Source organism: Microbacterium allomyrinae, assembly GCF_020682705.1.
Taxonomy (GTDB): domain Bacteria; phylum Actinomycetota; class Actinomycetes; order Actinomycetales; family Microbacteriaceae; genus Microbacterium; species Microbacterium allomyrinae.
On the sequence record NZ_JAGTTN010000005.1, the window covers coordinates 150480 to 166791 of the forward strand.

The 16312-nt window shown below is 70.8% G+C and carries 13 protein-coding genes; 5 read left to right on the top strand and 8 right to left on the bottom strand.

The window, feature by feature from the left end; all coding sequences use genetic code 11:
- Positions 1–83: 83 nt before the first annotated feature.
- The 6 genes from aqpZ to KEC57_RS14725 all read right to left on the bottom strand — a co-directional run bounded on the left by aqpZ (position 84) and on the right by KEC57_RS14725 (position 6798).
- Entirely contained in the window at positions 84–869 is a 786-nt protein-coding gene (gene aqpZ, locus KEC57_RS14700; protein ID WP_229385445.1) for an aquaporin Z, read from the bottom strand.
- Between the two features lie 160 nt (positions 870–1029).
- Positions 1030–2331: a DUF58 domain-containing protein gene (locus KEC57_RS14705; RefSeq protein WP_229385446.1), complete on the bottom strand. Its 1302-nt coding sequence runs from the start codon at positions 2329–2331 to the stop codon at positions 1030–1032.
- A gap of 52 nt (positions 2332–2383) precedes the next feature.
- Positions 2384–3409, bottom strand: a complete 1026-nt coding sequence (locus KEC57_RS14710; RefSeq protein WP_372457064.1) for an AAA family ATPase — start codon at positions 3407–3409, stop codon at positions 2384–2386.
- Positions 3406–4605: a DUF4350 domain-containing protein gene (locus KEC57_RS14715; RefSeq protein ID WP_229385447.1), complete on the bottom strand. Its 1200-nt coding sequence runs from the start codon at positions 4603–4605 to the stop codon at positions 3406–3408. The genes KEC57_RS14710 and KEC57_RS14715 overlap by 4 nt, the downstream gene beginning before the upstream one ends.
- A 145-nt stretch (positions 4606–4750) precedes the next feature.
- Entirely contained in the window at positions 4751–5446 is a 696-nt protein-coding gene (locus KEC57_RS14720) for a DUF4129 domain-containing protein (protein WP_229385448.1), read from the bottom strand.
- Positions 5437–6798, bottom strand: a complete 1362-nt coding sequence (locus KEC57_RS14725) for a DUF7847 domain-containing protein (protein WP_229385449.1) — start codon at positions 6796–6798, stop codon at positions 5437–5439. The genes KEC57_RS14720 and KEC57_RS14725 overlap by 10 nt, the downstream gene beginning before the upstream one ends.
- 238 nt (positions 6799–7036) lie before the next feature.
- Here KEC57_RS14725 and mtrA point away from each other — a divergent pair, with 238 nt between their 5' ends.
- The 5 genes from mtrA to hpf all read left to right on the top strand — a co-directional run bounded on the left by mtrA (position 7037) and on the right by hpf (position 12760).
- Positions 7037–7717 (top strand): MtrAB system response regulator MtrA, encoded by a 681-nt coding sequence (gene mtrA / locus KEC57_RS14730; protein ID WP_229385450.1) that lies wholly within the window; start codon positions 7037–7039, stop codon positions 7715–7717.
- 7 nt (positions 7718–7724) lie between these two features.
- Complete coding sequence (gene mtrB / locus KEC57_RS14735; protein ID WP_372457065.1) at positions 7725–9467, top strand: MtrAB system histidine kinase MtrB; 1743 nt, start codon at positions 7725–7727, stop codon at positions 9465–9467.
- Positions 9464–11152, top strand: coding sequence for an LpqB family beta-propeller domain-containing protein (locus KEC57_RS14740; protein ID WP_229385451.1), 1689 nt, complete (start codon positions 9464–9466; stop codon positions 11150–11152). The genes mtrB and KEC57_RS14740 overlap by 4 nt, the downstream gene beginning before the upstream one ends.
- 113 nt (positions 11153–11265) lie before the next feature.
- Positions 11266–12021, top strand: coding sequence for a ComF family protein (locus KEC57_RS14745; protein WP_229385452.1), 756 nt, complete (start codon positions 11266–11268; stop codon positions 12019–12021).
- Positions 12022–12109: 88 nt separating this feature from the next.
- Positions 12110–12760 carry a ribosome hibernation-promoting factor, HPF/YfiA family gene (gene hpf, locus KEC57_RS14750; RefSeq protein WP_229385453.1) on the top strand — a complete coding sequence of 217 codons (651 nt, stop codon included), beginning with the start codon at positions 12110–12112 and terminating at the stop codon, positions 12758–12760.
- A 59-nt stretch (positions 12761–12819) separates the two neighbouring features.
- Here the strand turns inward: hpf and KEC57_RS14755 are convergent, their stop codons facing one another.
- Positions 12820–14181, bottom strand: coding sequence for a coiled-coil domain-containing protein (locus tag KEC57_RS14755; RefSeq protein WP_229385454.1), 1362 nt, complete (start codon positions 14179–14181; stop codon positions 12820–12822).
- 262 nt (positions 14182–14443) lie between these two features.
- On the bottom strand, positions 14444–16165 hold the full coding sequence (locus KEC57_RS14760) for a DEAD/DEAH box helicase (protein ID WP_229385555.1): 1722 nt from the start codon (positions 16163–16165) through the stop codon (positions 14444–14446).
- Positions 16166–16312 lie beyond the last annotated feature (147 nt).

The following is a 16312-nucleotide window of genomic DNA, read 5'->3' on the forward strand; positions in this document are numbered from 1 at the left end:
CCATGCAAGAGCGGCCCGCCCCTTTTCGGGGGCGGGCCGCTCTTGCGTTCGCGTCGACGCCAGTGTCGGCGTGAGCGCTGGTGTCAGCGCACGCGGGCCTCGGCCGGTGCCGGGGGCAGTGCCTTCGGCTCGAACAGCGCACGGTGCAGGAGTCCGGCGATGAGACCGCCGATGATCGGGAACACGATGAAGACCCATACCTGCGACAGCGGGCCGGGGCCGCCGTAGATCGCCGCGGCGATCGAGCGAGCGGGGTTGACCGAGGTGTTGTCGATCGGGATCGAGATCAGGTGGATGAGAGTCAGCGTGAGGCCGATCGCCAGCGGCGCCATTGCCGCAGTACCGCGCGTGGTGTGCGTGACGCCGAGGATGATCAGGACGAAGATCGCCGTCAGCAGGATCTCGGCCACGATCGCGGCGCCCAAGCCGAAGCCGCCCGGCGACCACTCACCGAATCCGTTGGAGGCGAAGCCGCCGTCCTGGGCGTCGGCGAGCCAGTTGTCGGGTCCGAAGAGGCCGATCAGCACGATCAGCGTCGTGCCGAGTGCGCCGCCGATCAGCTGCGCGATGATGTAGCCGATGCTGTCCTTCCACGCGAAGCGGCCGGCCGCGGCGAGTCCCAGAGTGATCGCGGGGTTGAAGTGCCCTCCCGAGATTGGGCCGAACGCGTAGGCGCCGACCACGACGGTGAGACCGAATGCGAGTGCGACGCCGACGAAGCCGACTCCGAGCGGGTTTCCTTCGGACCCGTACGGGAAGTGGGCTGCGAACAGCGCGGTGCCGACGCCGCCGAAAACGAGCAGAAACGTTCCCAGGGCCTCGGCCACGAGCTTCGTCGCGGTGCTCTGTTGGATGGTGGTATCCGACATGGCGGACTCCTTTCCTCGTCGCGAGAGTATCGGCACGTCCAGCCGATTCCCAGGAAGGCGACGCGGAGTGTCCTGTCATTACGCGAACTCAGGCACTCGTGGTGCGGCATCTCCCGGCCGTCCCAGACCCGGGGCCGGGGGCGGAACGAGGGCCGCCGGGTCAGAGCCGGCCGGCCGCCTTCAGGGCCAGATACCGGTCCGCGATACGCGGCGGCAGGTTCTCGGGAGTGTCGGCGATGGCCTCAGCACCCGCCCGTCCGACCGCGGCCGCCACGATCTCTGCGTCCCGGGCCGTGCGCTCCACCGCGGCGGCGTGGTACACCTCGGCGGCATCGGGGCGCGCGGGCAACGGTTCTCTCGCGTCGGTGACCGTGCCGACGAGCACGTGGGCGCGGCGGGTGAGCGCAGGCAACGACCCGAGGAAGCCGCGGGCCGCCTCGCCCGCGTCCTGCGCGGTGAGCAGTACGACGAGCGATGGGCGCGAGGTGAGGGCGCGCACCTGGGCGAACGCGGCATCCCAGTCCGTGTCGATCAGCTGAGGCTGGACGGGCGCCATCGCATCGACGAGCGCAGGCAGCAGTGCGGGCCCGTCCACGCGAGTCACGCGGGCGCGGATCGCGCGGTCGAACATGAGCAGATGCACGTGGTCGCCGGCGCGGGAGGCGAGGGCCGCGAGCAGCAGCGCGGCCTCCATCGCGGCATCCATCCGCACCCCGTCGGCCACGCGGGCCGCAGCGGTGCGTCCGGTGTCGATCACGATCACGACATGGCGGTCGCGCTCGGGGCGCCACGTGCGGAGCATCGTCGTGTTCGAGCGGGCCGTGGCGCGCCAGTCGATCGATCGGACGTCGTCGCCTCGCACGTACTCCCGCAGGCTGTCGAACTCGGTGCCCTGTCCGCGCACCTGAAGGCTCGTGTTCCCATCCAACTCACGAAGCCGCGCGAGCCGCGAGGGGAGGTGCCGGCGCGCGGTGAACGGCGGCAGCACCCGAATGGCGCCAGGGGCGTCGAGGCGTGCCTGGCGCCCTGCCAGGCGCAGCGGGCCGTCCGAGCGTACGACGACGAATTGCGACGACAGCTCGCCGCGGCGCCGAGGCAGGAGCGGGATGCCGGCGGTGCGGCTCTCGCCCGGAGGGATGGCGATCGGGATCCGGTCGGCCGGAGCGCCCGCGGTCGGCTGCCACGCGTCGCGGAAGCGCCCGCGCATGGTGCGTTCCGCGGTGTTGCGCAGCACGACCTCGACGGCGACCGGCTGCCCCAGCAGCACGCGGCGCGGCATCCGCCGGAGTACCGCGATGCGTCGCGGATCGGGTGCCGCGGCCGCATCGATCAATGCGACGGCGGCGCACAGGAGCATCCACCCGGCGGCGGCCAGCCACGGATCGATGCCCGCGAGCGACAACAGCACCACGGGCACTGCTCCCACGATCAGGAGCAGCGGAAGCCGGCCGGTGACGTACATGGGTTCGGTTCTCTTCGTCGGGAGGGTTCGAGGCAGGTCGGGCGCGGGTGCCTCAGATCGGCACGCGGGTCTGCTGCAGCACCGACCCGAGCACCGCGTCGACCGATACACCCTCGAGTTCGGCATCGGGGCGGAGGCGGATGCGGTGCCGCCAGGTGGGCAGCACCATCGTCTGCACGTGGTCGGGGGTGATGGCGGGGTAGCCGCCCAGCCAGGCCCACGCCTTCGAGGCCGCGAGGAGCGCTGTCGCGGCGCGCGGGCTGACGCCCAGCTGCACCGAGGGGCTTCGGCGCGTGGCCTGGGCGAGGTCGACGACGTAGCCGAGCACCTCGTCCGAGACGGTGACGGATGCCGCGGCCCGCTGCGCCGCGCGGATCTCATCCGCGCTCGCCGCACGCTGGAGTCCCGCGCCGGCGAGATCGCGCGGGTCGAAGCCGCCGGCGTGACGGCGGAGGACCGCGAGCTCGGCCTCGCGGGGCGGGACGTCGATGACGAGCTTCAGGAGGAAGCGGTCCAGCTGCGCCTCGGGCAGCGTGTAGGTGCCTTCATGTTCGATCGGGTTCTGCGTCGCCGCGACGAGGAAGGGGTCGGGCAGCGGCCTCGTCACGCCGTCGGTCGAGACCTGCCGCTCCTCCATGGCCTCCAGGAGTGCTGCCTGCGTCTTCGGCGGAGTGCGGTTGATCTCGTCGGCGAGCACCACGTGGGTGAAGACGGGGCCCTCGCGGAACTCGAACTCTCCGCTGCGTGCGTCGTAGATCATCGAGCCCGAGACGTCGCCCGGCATCAGGTCGGGTGTGAACTGGATGCGCTTGGTGTCCAGGCCCAGCGCCACGCTGAAAGAGCGCACGAGCAGTGTCTTGGCGACTCCCGGAACGCCTTCGAGCAGGACGTGTCCTCGCGCGAGGAGCGCGATGAGCAGGCCGGTCACCGTGCCGTCCTGGCCGATCACCGCCTTGCCGACCTCGAGCCGCACACGGTTCATCGCCTCGCGCAGCGCGGCGTCATCGAGCGGCGTGACGGGCCCCTCGGCCGCGTGCCCGGGGGTGCTCGGGGCGGGAATGTCGAACGCGTCGGTCATCGGGTGGTCCTTTCCGGGCGGACGGCCGTGCGGACGGCGTCCTCGAGGTGTCGGAGGCGGGCGCTCAGCGCGACGAGGTCGGCGTCGCTGCGGGGGATGTCGTCGATGAGGATGCCGCGCACCGCGCCGGCGTCGAGCCCGGTGCGGCCCGCGGCGGCGTCGGCGATCTCGGGCGCCGATGCGCCCGGCCCGAGTCCGAGCAGGCGCGCGAGGCGGCCGAGTGCGCCGATGCGCAACTGGTCCGCAGCATGCAGGGCGTCGCCCGATCGGGCGTACAGCCGCGCCCTGCCCTCGGTCGTCTCGGAAGCGCGCACCGTCACGGGCAGCCGCTCCGCGACGAGGGGACCGAACCGGCGGCCGCGCCAGATTCCGGCGGCGACGCCGGCGATCAGCAGCAGCACGATCACCGGACTCACCCAGGGGGGAGTGAGCTCCCCCAGCGAACGGTTCGCATCGGCGAGGTCCGTGTCGCCGACGCCGGGCACGTACCAGACGACGAGCGGATGCCGCCCCATGAGGTTCACCGCGAGGGCGGCGTTGCCGTCCTCGGCGAGGTGCTCATTCGTGAAGAGCACCCGCGTGTCGATGGCGGTGACGCGACCGTCACCGTGGTGCGGGCCGGTCACGAGACCGTGCGCGCCGTCGGACTCGTAGCACGCGGTGACCGCGGACGAACCGCTCGCCGAGTACAGCGCACCGGGTGCGATCGCGCCGGACCGCTCGGCATCCGCCATTGCGCAGCCGGGCTGCACGGCGCGGCCCGCCGCGACGCCGGACGGCTGCGTTCCGGGCAGGAAGAGGTCGAGGGTGCGCGCCCTCGGCTCCAGCAGCACCACGTCGGCGGCGCCCTCGGCGAGGGCGCGGATCGCGTCGTCCGAGAGGGCGGGGGCATCGGGCATCACGAGGGTCGCGGGGCCCTGGGCGAGGGCGTCGGTCGCAGCCGTCCGGTCGCGCACGGTCACGACCTCGATCCCGTGGTCGCGGAGGATCTCGGCGAGCGCCCGCGTGCCGGCCGGACCCGCGGAGCCAGGATCGAGGGCGCCGCGTTCGGCCCACTGGTTCGCGGCGGAGATCGCCGCGCCGATGCCGCCGACGATGAGCAGAGCGAGTGCGATCGCGATCCATGCCGCGACGCGGCGGCCGCGCCGGGGCCTGGTGTCTTCAGAGGCGGTGGATGCCGCACCCAGACCGCTCACGCGTGGCACCGACCCTCAGCTCTGATGTGGGCTGACGTTTTCTGTTTCGGCGCCACCGATCCGTGGCGCCACAGCAGAAGACTGCAGCCGCAGCGATGTGACCGCGCGCCGAGGCGGGCGGGGCCGAGGCGGGCGGGGCGTGAACTCACGGCGCCATCACCGGCTCGATCCCCGACGCCTCAGCGGGGTGGGCCGTGGTCACGGCGTCATCGGTGTCCGCGACGAGCCGGTACAGTTCCTGCGTGCCGGGGCGACGAAGGTAGCGGACATCGTCGAATGCGTCGGCAGACCGTTCGAGCTGCCCGGCCAGTGCGGGAAACACCCGGCCGGCGGCTCTCGCAAACGCGTGCACCGTCGTACCCGGCGGCGGGTCGACGACCCCGCGCTCGAGGCAGCCGCGTGCGACCGCGCGGAACCGCAGCACGATGGCGGCCTCCCATTCGGCGGCCCGCGCATGGGCGCTGGCGGCAGAGCGCAGCTGCGCCGCGGAGCGATGCTCCGACTCGCCGAAGAGCAGGGGAGACGCGCCGGCGGCCCGTCGCGTCGAGCGCGGCATGCCCCACACCAGGAACGCCGCGACGATGATGACGACCACGACGATCGCGGCCACGAGCGCGATGGCCGAGCCCCATCCCGGCGAGATCTCGGGAGAGAAGAGGGATTGGAAGAAGTCCCCGACGGCCCGTGCGATGCGGTCGAACGGCGTGGGCTCGGCGATGTCGTACACCGGGTCGGAGAGCTCCTGCTCGGCCCACTCACGTGCCTCGTCACCGTCCGGCGTGAGCGGCGGCACGGCGCCGGTCGCGCGGGCGAACACGACGACGAGCGGGGTCAGGCCCACGGCGACTGTCGGTCGGCGCCGTCGGATGCCCCGCCAGGCGCGGTCCAGGTCGTCGGTGACGGCTCGTCCGACACGAGGGCCGGTGCCGATGCCGGCGCGGTCGCGGTGGGCGAGGGCGGCGCCACGGGGTATTCGGGTCGCACCGGCGCATATCCGGCCGGGTACGGCGGCTGTGACGCGGGGTGACCGTGCTGAGCGGCATGAGGGCCCGGGTACTGTGCCGGCGCCGCGGCCGGGTAGGGCGGCTGACCGGCGGCAGGATAGGGAGAGCCGGGGCCACCGTACCCGCCTGCCGGCCAGCCACGTGCCGGGGCGGCGCGTCCGATGTGCTCGCGGTAGGGGTCGGCGAGGGCAGTCGCCCCGGCGTCCCGCCGCTCGACGTAGCCCAGCAGATCGAGATCGAGCCCCTCTCGGCGCATGCGGCAGTCGATGTAGATGATCGACGTAGCCGTCGCCTGCACCACCACGGCCACGGACTGCAGCAGCAGCGTGAGCACCTGGGTGAGCAGCGCCGTCGCGATCACGCCGATGATCGCACTCGGCTCGGGGTCGCCGGTCGGCGCGATGATCGTCGTGAGTCCCATCGAGAGGAAGCTGAAGGGCAGGCTCACCACCTGCGCGACGGCACCGAAGATGAGCGAGATCACGAGGATGATCCCCAGTGCGGGCCAGAAGCGTCCGCGGGTCAGTGTCCACGAGCGCGACACCGCCTGCAGGATCGTCGCGTGCTCGACGATGATCGCCGCCGGAGCGAGAAGCAGCTTGATCTGCAGCCACCACGCCAAGGGAATGGCGGCAAGGATGAGCAGGATCGTGAGCACGATCGCGGCCGGCAGTGCCGCGACACCGATGGCCACGACGCCGATCGCCACGACTGCGACGATCGCGACGACGGCGAGGACCACGAGCAGCGAGTACCCGATCAGGCGCCAGGCGACGGGGCGGAGCTGTCGCCACAGCGCTCCGAGCGTCAGCTTCTCGGCGACGGCGGCATGTGTCACCTCGACGACGACGATGCCCTGGACGATGATGCTGAGCGCGCCGGCGACAAGGCCCAGCACGATGCCGGCGATGGCCGTGACGGCGATCGAGCCGGCCATCACGGTGTCGTACTCGTCGGTGCCGGGCCGCAGAGTGTCGAGACGTGAGAAGGAGGCCCACATGACAGCGAGGACGGCGCCGAGCACGACCAGATAGGCGAGCGTCTGCACGATCAATGCGAACCCCAGCAGGACGCGGGGGTTCTGGCGCAGAGCGGCGAACGATCGGCCCAGGATCGTGCCGAACCCCAGCGGATGAAGCGGGATGATCCCGGGGCGCGAGGCGGGTGTCCATGCCGGGTAGGCGGTCACGCCGGTCCCCTCTCCGTCGATTCTCCGTCGAACCTCCCGCACGATCCATGCGTGCGGCCGAGCGGCGGTATGGTCGAACTCCTATCGTTTCATATCGCTCGGATGCCTCGACCCGCATATCGGCAGTGTCACGGCTTCAATGAGGCCTGCGCCCAGGTGGTGTCGACTACTCTGTGGGGAGCGCATGGGGACGGCGTGTTCCGTCGTCATGCCGAGCGAAAAGGAACGAACGCGCGCGATGACTTCACGGATCCTGGTGGTCGACGACGACACCGCCCTTGCCGAGATGATCGGCATCGTGCTGCGCACGGAGGGGTTCGACACGGTGTTCTGCGCGGATGGAGCGCAGGCGGTCGATGCGTGGCGCACCGAACGGCCCGAACTGATCCTCCTGGACCTCATGCTCCCGGGCATGGACGGGATCGAGATCTGCACCCGCATCCGCGCCGAATCCGGCATCCCGATCATCATGCTCACCGCGCGCACCGACACGGCCGACGTCGTGAAGGGCCTCGAGTCGGGCGCCGACGACTACATCGTCAAGCCGTTCAACCCGAAGGAGCTCGTCGCGCGCATCCGCACGCGGCTGCGCCCGGCCAGCCAGCCCGGCAACGACACACTGCGCATCGGCGATCTCACCGTCGACGTCGCGGCTCACGAGGTCCGTCGCGGCGAGGCGCCGATCCCGCTGACCCCTCTCGAGTTCGAGCTGCTCGTCGCCCTCGCCTCGAAGCCGCAGCAGGTGTTCTCGCGCGAGATGCTGCTCGAGCAGGTCTGGGGCTACCACTACAAGGCCGACACGCGCCTCGTGAACGTGCACGTGCAGCGGCTGCGCGCCAAGGTCGAGCAGGACCCCGACAATCCCAGGATCGTCACGACGGTGCGCGGCGTCGGGTATCGCGCCGGCGCCGCCGTGTGAGGCAGCCGTGCCCGCACCCGCCACAGGGGTCGTGGCCACCGGGATCACCGCGACCCGCACCCCGCTGACCGGATGGCGTCTGTGGCGCGCGTGGCCGGGCAACCTGGCGAGTCTGTGGCGCCGGTCGCTGCGCTTCCGTACGCTCCTGGTGACCATCGCGCTCACCGCGGTCGCCGTGACCGTGGCGTGCGTGCTGATGGCGCTATGGATCCAGAACGACCTGTTCGCCTCGCGGCGCGAGCAGGTGCTCGACGATGCGGCGCAGGCGCGCGCCGCCGCCCAGACCACGCTCGACGCTGCGGTGCAGAGCGACGGCGTCCAGCTGCAGAACGTGATGACGCTGGCCAACGGCACCCTGACGGATCGGTCTGCGAGCGACCTCATCGCCGTCTTCCGCATCGGGCCGCCGGTGCCCGGCGCCCCGCAGGACTTCAGCACCTATGTCGGTGGATTCGACACTCTGCTGACCGAGGGCATGCGCGAGCGGGTGCGTGAGAACCCCGACCAGCAGATCTGGCAGTCCGTCGCGCTGCCGACCGCGGATGGCGACACCGTGCCCGGAATCATGGTCGGCCAGCAGCTCTCGGTGGAGGGTGTGGCGTCGTATGAGCTCTATCTCGGGTACGACCTCTCCAACGCGCCCCAGACCCTCGGCTTCGTGCAGGGCACGCTCTGGATCGTCGGGATCGGGCTGGTGCTGCTCATCGGTGGCATCGCGTGGTTCGTGCTGCGCTCGGTCACCACCCCGATCAGCGAGGCCGCCGACACCAGCGCCAAGCTCGCCTCCGGTGAGCTGGGCGTGAGGCTCCCCGTGCGCGGCGAGGACGAGCTGGCGACCCTCGGCCGATCCTTCAACGCGATGGCCGACAGCATCGAATCCCAGATCAAGGAGCTCGCCGATCTGTCGCTCGTGCAGCAGCGCTTCGTGTCGGATGTCTCGCACGAGCTGCGCACTCCGCTGACGACGATCCGCCTGGCCGCCGACATGATCAACGACCAGCGCGATGATTTCGACCCGGCCACGGCGCGCGCGGCCGAGCTGCTCAACGCCCAGGTGCAGCGCTTCGAGACGCTCCTCACCGATCTGCTGGAGATCAGCCGCTACGACGCCGGATCCGTGCAGCTGGAGCTCGAGCCCACCAGCCTCGCCCATCTCGCCGAGGACGTGATCGGCTCGATGCAGCAGCTCGCGGAGCAGCACGGGACCGACGTGCGGCTCGTAGCCCCGGGAGGGTATTCCCCGGTCGACATGGATCCCCGACGCGTGCGACGCGTGGTGCGCAACCTCCTCGGCAACGCCATCGAGCACGGCGAGGGCCGGCCGATCGTGGTCACGGTCGACAGTGACCAGCAGGCCGTCGCCCTGGGAGTGCGGGACTTCGGCCTCGGCATGAAGCCCGAGGACGCCGAACGCGTCTTCGACCGGTTCTGGCGCGCCGATCCCTCGCGTACGCGCACCATCGGCGGCACGGGGCTGGGCCTGTCGATCGCACTCGGCGATGCGAAGCTGCACGGCGGTGAACTCGCGGTCTGGTCCGAGCTCGGCCGGGGCACGAACTTCGTCCTCACCCTGCCGCGCCAGAGCGCCCCTCTCACGGGCTCGCCGATCCCCGCCGATCCGGGCGACGACTCCATCGCCGCGGTCGATGACCTCGGCCTCACTCAGCCGATCCGCGTGCCCGATCCGGGCGCCCGTTCCGCCACGGGCCATGCGAAGTCGGATGCCTCGGCGAAGGGCGGTGCATCATGACGCGCGCGCGCCGCATCCTGGCACTCCTTCTCGCGTTCGGCGCGCTCACGCTCACCGCGTGTGCGGGCTTTCCCACCAGCGGGCCGATCAACTACGGGCACCGCACCGACGAGACCGCCGGCGAGTCGCAGAACGTCGCATTCCTGCCCGACCGGCCCGAGCCGGGCGCCACGCCCGCGCAGATCGTCGAGGGCTTCATCAATGCCGGCACCGGTCCGGGGGTCAACGGCGACTGGGCACGCGCGAGAGAGTTCCTGGCACCGGAACTGCAGGAGGCATGGGATCCCGACGCGAGCGTGACCGTGGACGTCTTCTCGGAGCGGATCTACACCGAAACCGCAGAGGGCACCGTCGACTTCACCTTCGACGCGGTCGCATCCGTCGACGACCGCGGCGTCTACGAGCGAGCCGAGGTCGTCGAGCGCAAGCAGCCGTTCACCCTCGTGAAGCAGGCCGACGGCGAGTGGCGCATCACCGCCGCACCCGACGGCGTGGTCATCGACCGGGACCGATTCCCGAGCGTGTTCCACCGCTACTCCGTCATGTACTTCGACCCGACGTGGGAGTACCTCGTGCCCGACGTCCGATGGTTCCAGACGGCGAAGGCGGCCACGAGCATCACGACTGCGCTGGTCAACGAGTTGCCGAGCGAGTGGCTCGCGGAATCGGTCGCCACCGGATTCCCGGAGAACGTGACAGCGGTGCCGTCGGTTCCGGTGTCGGACGACGACGTCGCACGCGTCGAGCTGTCCGACAGCGCGCTCGCCGCAGACAGCGCCGCCCTCGATCGCATGCTCACGCAGCTCGAAGAGAGCCTCGCGTCTGCGGGAGTGGTCGATGTCGTCATGAGCGTCGGAGCCACGCCTCTCGCTGCCGAGCCGGTGGCGGTGCGCTCCACGCGCGTCCCCGGCGCACCGCTCGTTCTCGCCCAGGAGGAATTCGGATTCCTCACCGGGGGAGAGGTCGATCGAATCCCCGGACTGTCTCCGGTCGTCGAGAGCCTGGCACCCGTCGCGGTCCAGGTCGGCCCCGACCGTGATCTGGCCGCCGTGCGCCTCACGACCGGTGAGGTGGTGCGTGCCAGTGCCGACGGTTCCGCCGCGCAGACCCTCGACGTCCGCCCGGGGCTCATCGATCCGGCGATCGATCCATTCGGGGTCGTGTGGAGCGTGCCGCGCGACCAGCCCGGCGCGCTGTCCGCGTATCTTCCGTCGGGGGAGTCCGTGGCGGTCGCCGGCGCGTGGGCCGACGCCTCGTCGGTCACGGCGATGTCGATCTCCCGCGATGGCACCCGCCTGGCGGCGACGGTCACCGCGGGCGGGCGCACCGTGCTGTGGGTGGCCGGAGTCGTCCGTGAGGACGGCGTCCCGGTGCGGCTGAGCGAACCGATGCAGCTCGCGACGGTCGGTGGTCCTGGCATCGGCGTCACCTGGATCGATGACGTGACGATCGGCGTGCTGGCCACCGGCGAGAGTAGTGCGATCGTGCTCGAGCAGGTCGTGGGCGGCCCGACGTCGTCGACGTCCGCGTCGCCCGACATCACCTCGATCGCCGGAGGATCGGGCATCTCGAGCGTGAGGCTGCGCGCGAACGACGGCACGCTCTACGTCAAGCGCGGCACCACATGGCAGCCCAGTGCGACCGGCGTGAGCGTCCTCGCGACCCAGCAGGGCTCACCGCAGTAGGCGCGTCGGGTGCCGAGACGGGCGTCTCCTCCCCAGATCGTGTGCTCGGCGGGTTCTGCACCGGAGCGCTCGAGCCGCCCCGGCGACGGAGCGTCATCGGTGACCGTGGACGGATGTCAGGAGCCTTCTGGCCCGCGCTGCGGGCGACCTGCGTCGGGGCGATCGCCGAGGCGCTCGCTCTGGTGCTCCCGGTGCGCTGCGCGGGTTGCGATGAGCCGGATGTCGCCCTGTGCGAGCGGTGCGCCCTCGCGCTCGCGCCCGATCCGCGTCGGCGCACTCTCGATGCCCCGGGCGGGCCGGTCCCGGTGTGGAGCGGACTTCGATTCGAGGGTGTGGCTGCCCGAGTTCTCCGGGCCATCAAACAGGATGGTCGCACGGGACTGGCCAGGGCTCTCGCGCCGGCGCTCGCCGCCGCTCTCGACAGCGCCCTCGGCAGCGCCTTCCCCCGCACGCTCGATGGCGCGATGAGGCGGGAGAACGCATCCACGGTGCTCGTCGTTCCCATGCCCACGTCGGCGGCGGCGTTCCGGCGCCGAGGATTCCGGGTGCCCGATCTCATCGCCCGTCGCGCAGGAGTGCGGGTGCGCCCCCTGCTGCGTCACACCCGCCGTACCGGCGATCAGCGGGGTCTCGATCGCGACGGCCGACGGCGCAACGTGGCGGGAAGCCTCGGCGCGACGGATGCCGCGGGTCGGCGTGTGATCGTCGTCGACGATGTCATCACGACCGGCGCGAGCCTCGCCGAGGCCGTGCGAGCGCTGCGCGCCGGGGGAGCGGTGGTGATCGCCGTGGTGACGGTCGCGGCGACGCCGCGCCATCCACCGTGGCCCGGTGAACGCTCCGTGGACACATTCGAAACTCACACGTGACAGACCCCGGATGCGCGGCTACGGTGGGGAGCACAAGGCGACTGATGGTCCGCCCTTGACCGGGAGGACCGGAACAAGGAGGTCAAGGATGGAAACCAGCATCGTCGGCGTGGGCGTGGGGATCACGGATCGATTCCGCAGTGTCGTCGAAGAGAAGGCCACCCGAATCGAGACCCTCGCGCCTCGCGCTCAGCGTGTCGAGATCAAGGTCACCCATCGCGCGTACCACAACGGGCGCATGGAAGACGAGACCGTCGAGCTCACCGTGAACGGCAAGGGGCCCGTCGTCCGGGCCGAGGCCACCGACGGCGATAAATTCACCGCCCTCGACCTCGCCGTCGACAAGCTGTGCGAACAGCTGCGTCGTGCGAAAGACAAGCGCGTCGATGCGCGCAACCACCCTCGGGGCGCCAAGTATGAGAAAGAGACGGGAGCATTGCAGGGAATCGACCTGCAGCCCGCCTCCGTCGAAGTCCTCCGCGCCGTCGCAACAGGTGAGATTCCGATCGTCACCGGCAACGAGGAAGAGGCTGACTACACGCCCGTCGTCATTCGGAGCAAGCAGTTCGATCCTGAATGGATGTCTGTCGAAGAGGCGGTCGACCGCATGGAGCTCGTCGGCCACGACTTCTTCCTGTTCATCGACGTGGGCAGCGATCACCCGAGTGTCGTGTACCGGCGCAAGGGCTGGGACTACGGCGTGATCGCGCTGTCGACCCAGGCTCAGCCCGCCGCGTAACGCAGCTCGCGAACCACGGATGCCCCGGACCATGAGGTCCGGGGCATCCGCCGTTCGTCTCAGTCGAGGAAGCCGTCGAGCAGGCTGCCGATCACGAGACCGCCGAGGATGCCGCCCATGAGGTCGGAGCCGCCGCCGCGGCGTCCGCCGCCCCAGCCCTGCTGCTGCCCGTATCCGGGGCCGCCCCACTGATCGGGCTGCGGGCGTGCCGCGTCGATGTCGCGCTGGGCCAGCTGCAGCGCTTCGCTCGCCAGGAAGGCCGCGCGACGCGCCATCGCCATCGCCTGCTCGCGATGGTCTTCGTCGATGGTGGTCGCCGCCGATGCCGAGGTGCCGAGGTAGCGGTCGAGATCAGCGCGGACGCGTTCGGCCTCGGCCAGCCGGGTGCGCGCGTCGGCACCGATCCAGCCGCGGTGCCCCGCGATCACATCACGAGCGACCGCGAGCTGGCGGTCGGCGTCGTCGATGGAATGCCGAACATGCTCGAGGGGCGGAATCACCCGCGCGGCGCGCTCACGGGCGGCGGCGATCGCGGCATCCAAGCCCGCGTTGGCCTCGCGCAGGCGGGAGAGCTGCTCGAAGGGATCGGTGTTCACTCCCGCCGCCGGAAGCGCCGCGAGGGCCGACTGCAGCCCGACGATCGCGTCGCTCACCCCGGGGGAGTGCGGCTCTCGCAGTGCCACGGTGAGGTCGTCGCGGGAATCCTCGATGATCGCCGCGAGCGTCGACTCGGCGCGCAGCGCCTCGACCTCGAACGTCTCGACGGCATCGATGAGCGTCTCGGCGCGGCGGACGGACTCGGTCGATGCCTCGAGGGCCATGTTGGCCTGCTCGCGCTGGCCCGCTTCGCGACGGCGCTCGGCGACGGCGGCGCTGTGCTCGGCGAACCCGAGCAGCTGCTCGGCTTCGGCCGGATTCGCCTCGACCTGAGCGAGGGCATGCGCCGAGTAGCGGGCGGCGAGACGCTGGACCGTCGATCGGGCATCGGGGATCCGCAGGCGCAGGCGCGCGGCATCCGCTCGTACCTTCGCGATGATCTCGGGGGCGCGACGTGCGCGCTCGATCGGCACCGCCAGTGCGGTGGTGCGGTCGTCGAGCAGCTCCTCTGCCCACTCGCACAGCTGCGCGATCCGGGCGTTTCGCGTTCGCAGCTCTTCCGGGGTGTCGGGAATCTCGTCGTGATTCAGCTGGTGCAGGTGGAACGCCTCCTGCAGGTGCGTGCGCACCGCGTCGAGGGCCTCGCGCAGGTCCTTGGTCGAGCCGGGGCCGAGTTCCGCCTCGGCGAACGCCAGTTCGTCGGTGGTGAGGCGGATGCGCTCGTCCGCCGACACGAGCGCCTTCTGTGCGCGGCGCGCGAGATCCGCGTCCTGTGCGTCGAGCTCTTCCTGCTCGCGTTTACGTTTGCCCCAGAATCCGGCCATGGATCGATCCTATGGTCGGCGGCAGGGAGCCGGCTGAGGGCTGTGGACGCGTCGAGGATCGTTCGCGCACAGCGTCGTCGCGGCCCCGCCATCCGTCGACTCCGCGGGGAACTTCGCTCGCCGGTCCATGTGCTCCTGCCGAGTGCGTGCGCTGCGAAAGCGCCGGACGGGTGTTTCGGGTGAGAGCGCGGGAAGCTGGCACGCGCGCGCAGAGCTGCGCCACGCGCCCGTGCGTGCGCGGGACGACCGGGGGGCGGAGGCCTCAGCCGTCGGTGCGCGTGTGCCGGGGCTTGCGCTCGGGCCGGTCGTCGCGGAACGTGCGCTGCTCGCCGTCGGTGCGCCGCGGCGACCGACCGGTGTCGAGGCGCAGATCGATCAGCTGGCCCGAGATGCGGGTGTCGGCGAGTCGGGCGAGAGCGTCTTTGGGCAGGTCGGACGGCAGCTCGACGAGAGAGAAGTCGGGCTGGATCTTGATCGCCCCGAAGTCGTCGCGGCGGAGCCCCCCTTCGTTCGCGAGCGCACCGACGATCTGGCGCGGCTCGACGCGGTGGCGCCGGCCGACCGCGATGCGATAGGTGGCGAAGCCCTCGCGAGGTGCGCGGCGTTCGCCGCGGTCGCTGCGCTCGGCGCCGTCACGCTCCGTGCGCTCACGACGCTCGCGCGCCGGCCGCTCGGGCTCGGGCTCGAGAAGCAGCGGGGTATCTCCCTGGGCGACGATCGCGAGAGCCGCGGCCACGTCGACCTCGGGCACATCGTTGTTGCGCACGTAGTGAGCGACGATGTCACGGAAGCGATCGATCCGCTCGTTCTCGGCGAGGGCTGCGGTGATCCGATCATCGAAGCGCGAGAGCCGCGTCACGTTGACCTCGTCGACGCTCGGCAGCTGCATCTCCGTGAGTTCCTGGCGCGTCGCGCGCTCGATGGCGCGCACGAGCCCGCGCTCGCGCGGCGTGACGAAGCTGATCGCGTCGCCCGACCGTCCGGCGCGGCCGGTGCGGCCGATGCGGTGCACGTAGGACTCGGTGTCTGTGGGGATGTCGAAGTTCACCACGTGCGAGATGCGCTCGACGTCGAGGCCGCGCGCCGCGACATCCGTCGCCACGAGGATGTCGAGCTTGCCCGACTTCAGCTGGTTCACCGACTTCTCTCGCTGCGGCTGAGCGACGTCGCCGTTGATGGCCGCAGCCGAGTAGCCGCGAGCGCGGAGTTTCTCGGCGATCTCTTCGGTGACGATCTTCGTGCGGCCGAACACGATCATTCCATCGAAGTTCTCGACCTCGAGGATGCGCGTGAGGGCGTCCATCTTCTGCTGCCACTGCACGATCAGGTAGCGCTGGGCGATGCTCGCCGAGGTCGTGGTCTTGGTCTTGACCGTGATCTCTTCGGGATCGTTCAGGTACTGCTTCGACATACGGCGGATCGTCGCCGGCATCGTCGCCGAGAACAGTGCGACCTGCTTGGTGTCGGGAGTGTCGGCGAGGATCGTCTCGACGTCTTCGGCGAAGCCCATCTTCAGCATCTCGTCGGCCTCGTCGAGCACGAGGTACTTCAGCTCCGAGAGATCGAGCGTCCCCTTCTCGAGGTGGTCGATGATGCGACCGGGGGTGCCGACGACGATGTGCACGCCGCGGCGGAGGGCCGACAGCTGCACGCCGTAGCCCTGGCCGCCGTAGACGGGGAGGACATGCACGCCCTTCAGATGGCCCGCGTACTTCTCGAACGCCTCGCACACCTGAAGCGCGAGCTCGCGCGTGGGGGCGAGTACGAGAGCCTGCGGAGTCTTCTGCGACAGGTCGAGCCGGTCGATGATCGGCAACGCGAACGCGGCGGTCTTGCCGGTGCCGGTCTGCGCCATGCCCACGACATCGCGTCCCGCGAGAAGTGTCGGGATGGTGGCCGCCTGGATCGCGGAGGGCGTCTCGTATCCGATGGTGCGCAGGGCCTTCAGCACCGGTTCGCTCAGCCCGAGGTCGGAGAAGGTCATCGATGCGGGCTCGACGGGAGCCTCGGCGTCGGTCGGGGAATCGGTGGAAGTCACGCTTAAGGTTAGTGCGTGCCGCCTGTGAGACGACAGGATGCGGCAGCCATGGTGTTTCGACGGTCCGAGTTGCGGCATCCTGCCCCCGCGGGC

What these genes read in the sequence shown, in the direction of transcription:
- aqpZ (WP_229385445.1), bottom strand. Translation starts at nt 869, where the DNA reads ATGTCGGATACCACCATCCAACAGAGCACCGCGACGAAGCTCGTGGCC.
- KEC57_RS14705 (WP_229385446.1), bottom strand. Translation starts at nt 2,331, where the DNA reads ATGTACGTCACCGGCCGGCTTCCGCTGCTCCTGATCGTGGGAGCAGTG.
- KEC57_RS14710 (WP_372457064.1), bottom strand. Translation starts at nt 3,409, where the DNA reads ATGACCGACGCGTTCGACATTCCCGCCCCGAGCACCCCCGGGCACGCG.
- mtrA (WP_229385450.1), top strand. Translation starts at nt 7,037, where the DNA reads ATGACTTCACGGATCCTGGTGGTCGACGACGACACCGCCCTTGCCGAG.
- KEC57_RS14740 (WP_229385451.1), top strand. Translation starts at nt 9,464, where the DNA reads ATGACGCGCGCGCGCCGCATCCTGGCACTCCTTCTCGCGTTCGGCGCG.
- KEC57_RS14745 (WP_229385452.1), top strand. Translation starts at nt 11,266, where the DNA reads ATGTCAGGAGCCTTCTGGCCCGCGCTGCGGGCGACCTGCGTCGGGGCG.
- hpf (WP_229385453.1), top strand. Translation starts at nt 12,110, where the DNA reads ATGGAAACCAGCATCGTCGGCGTGGGCGTGGGGATCACGGATCGATTC.
- KEC57_RS14755 (WP_229385454.1), bottom strand. Translation starts at nt 14,181, where the DNA reads ATGGCCGGATTCTGGGGCAAACGTAAACGCGAGCAGGAAGAGCTCGAC.
- KEC57_RS14760 (WP_229385555.1), bottom strand. Translation starts at nt 16,165, where the DNA reads ATGACCTTCTCCGACCTCGGGCTGAGCGAACCGGTGCTGAAGGCCCTG.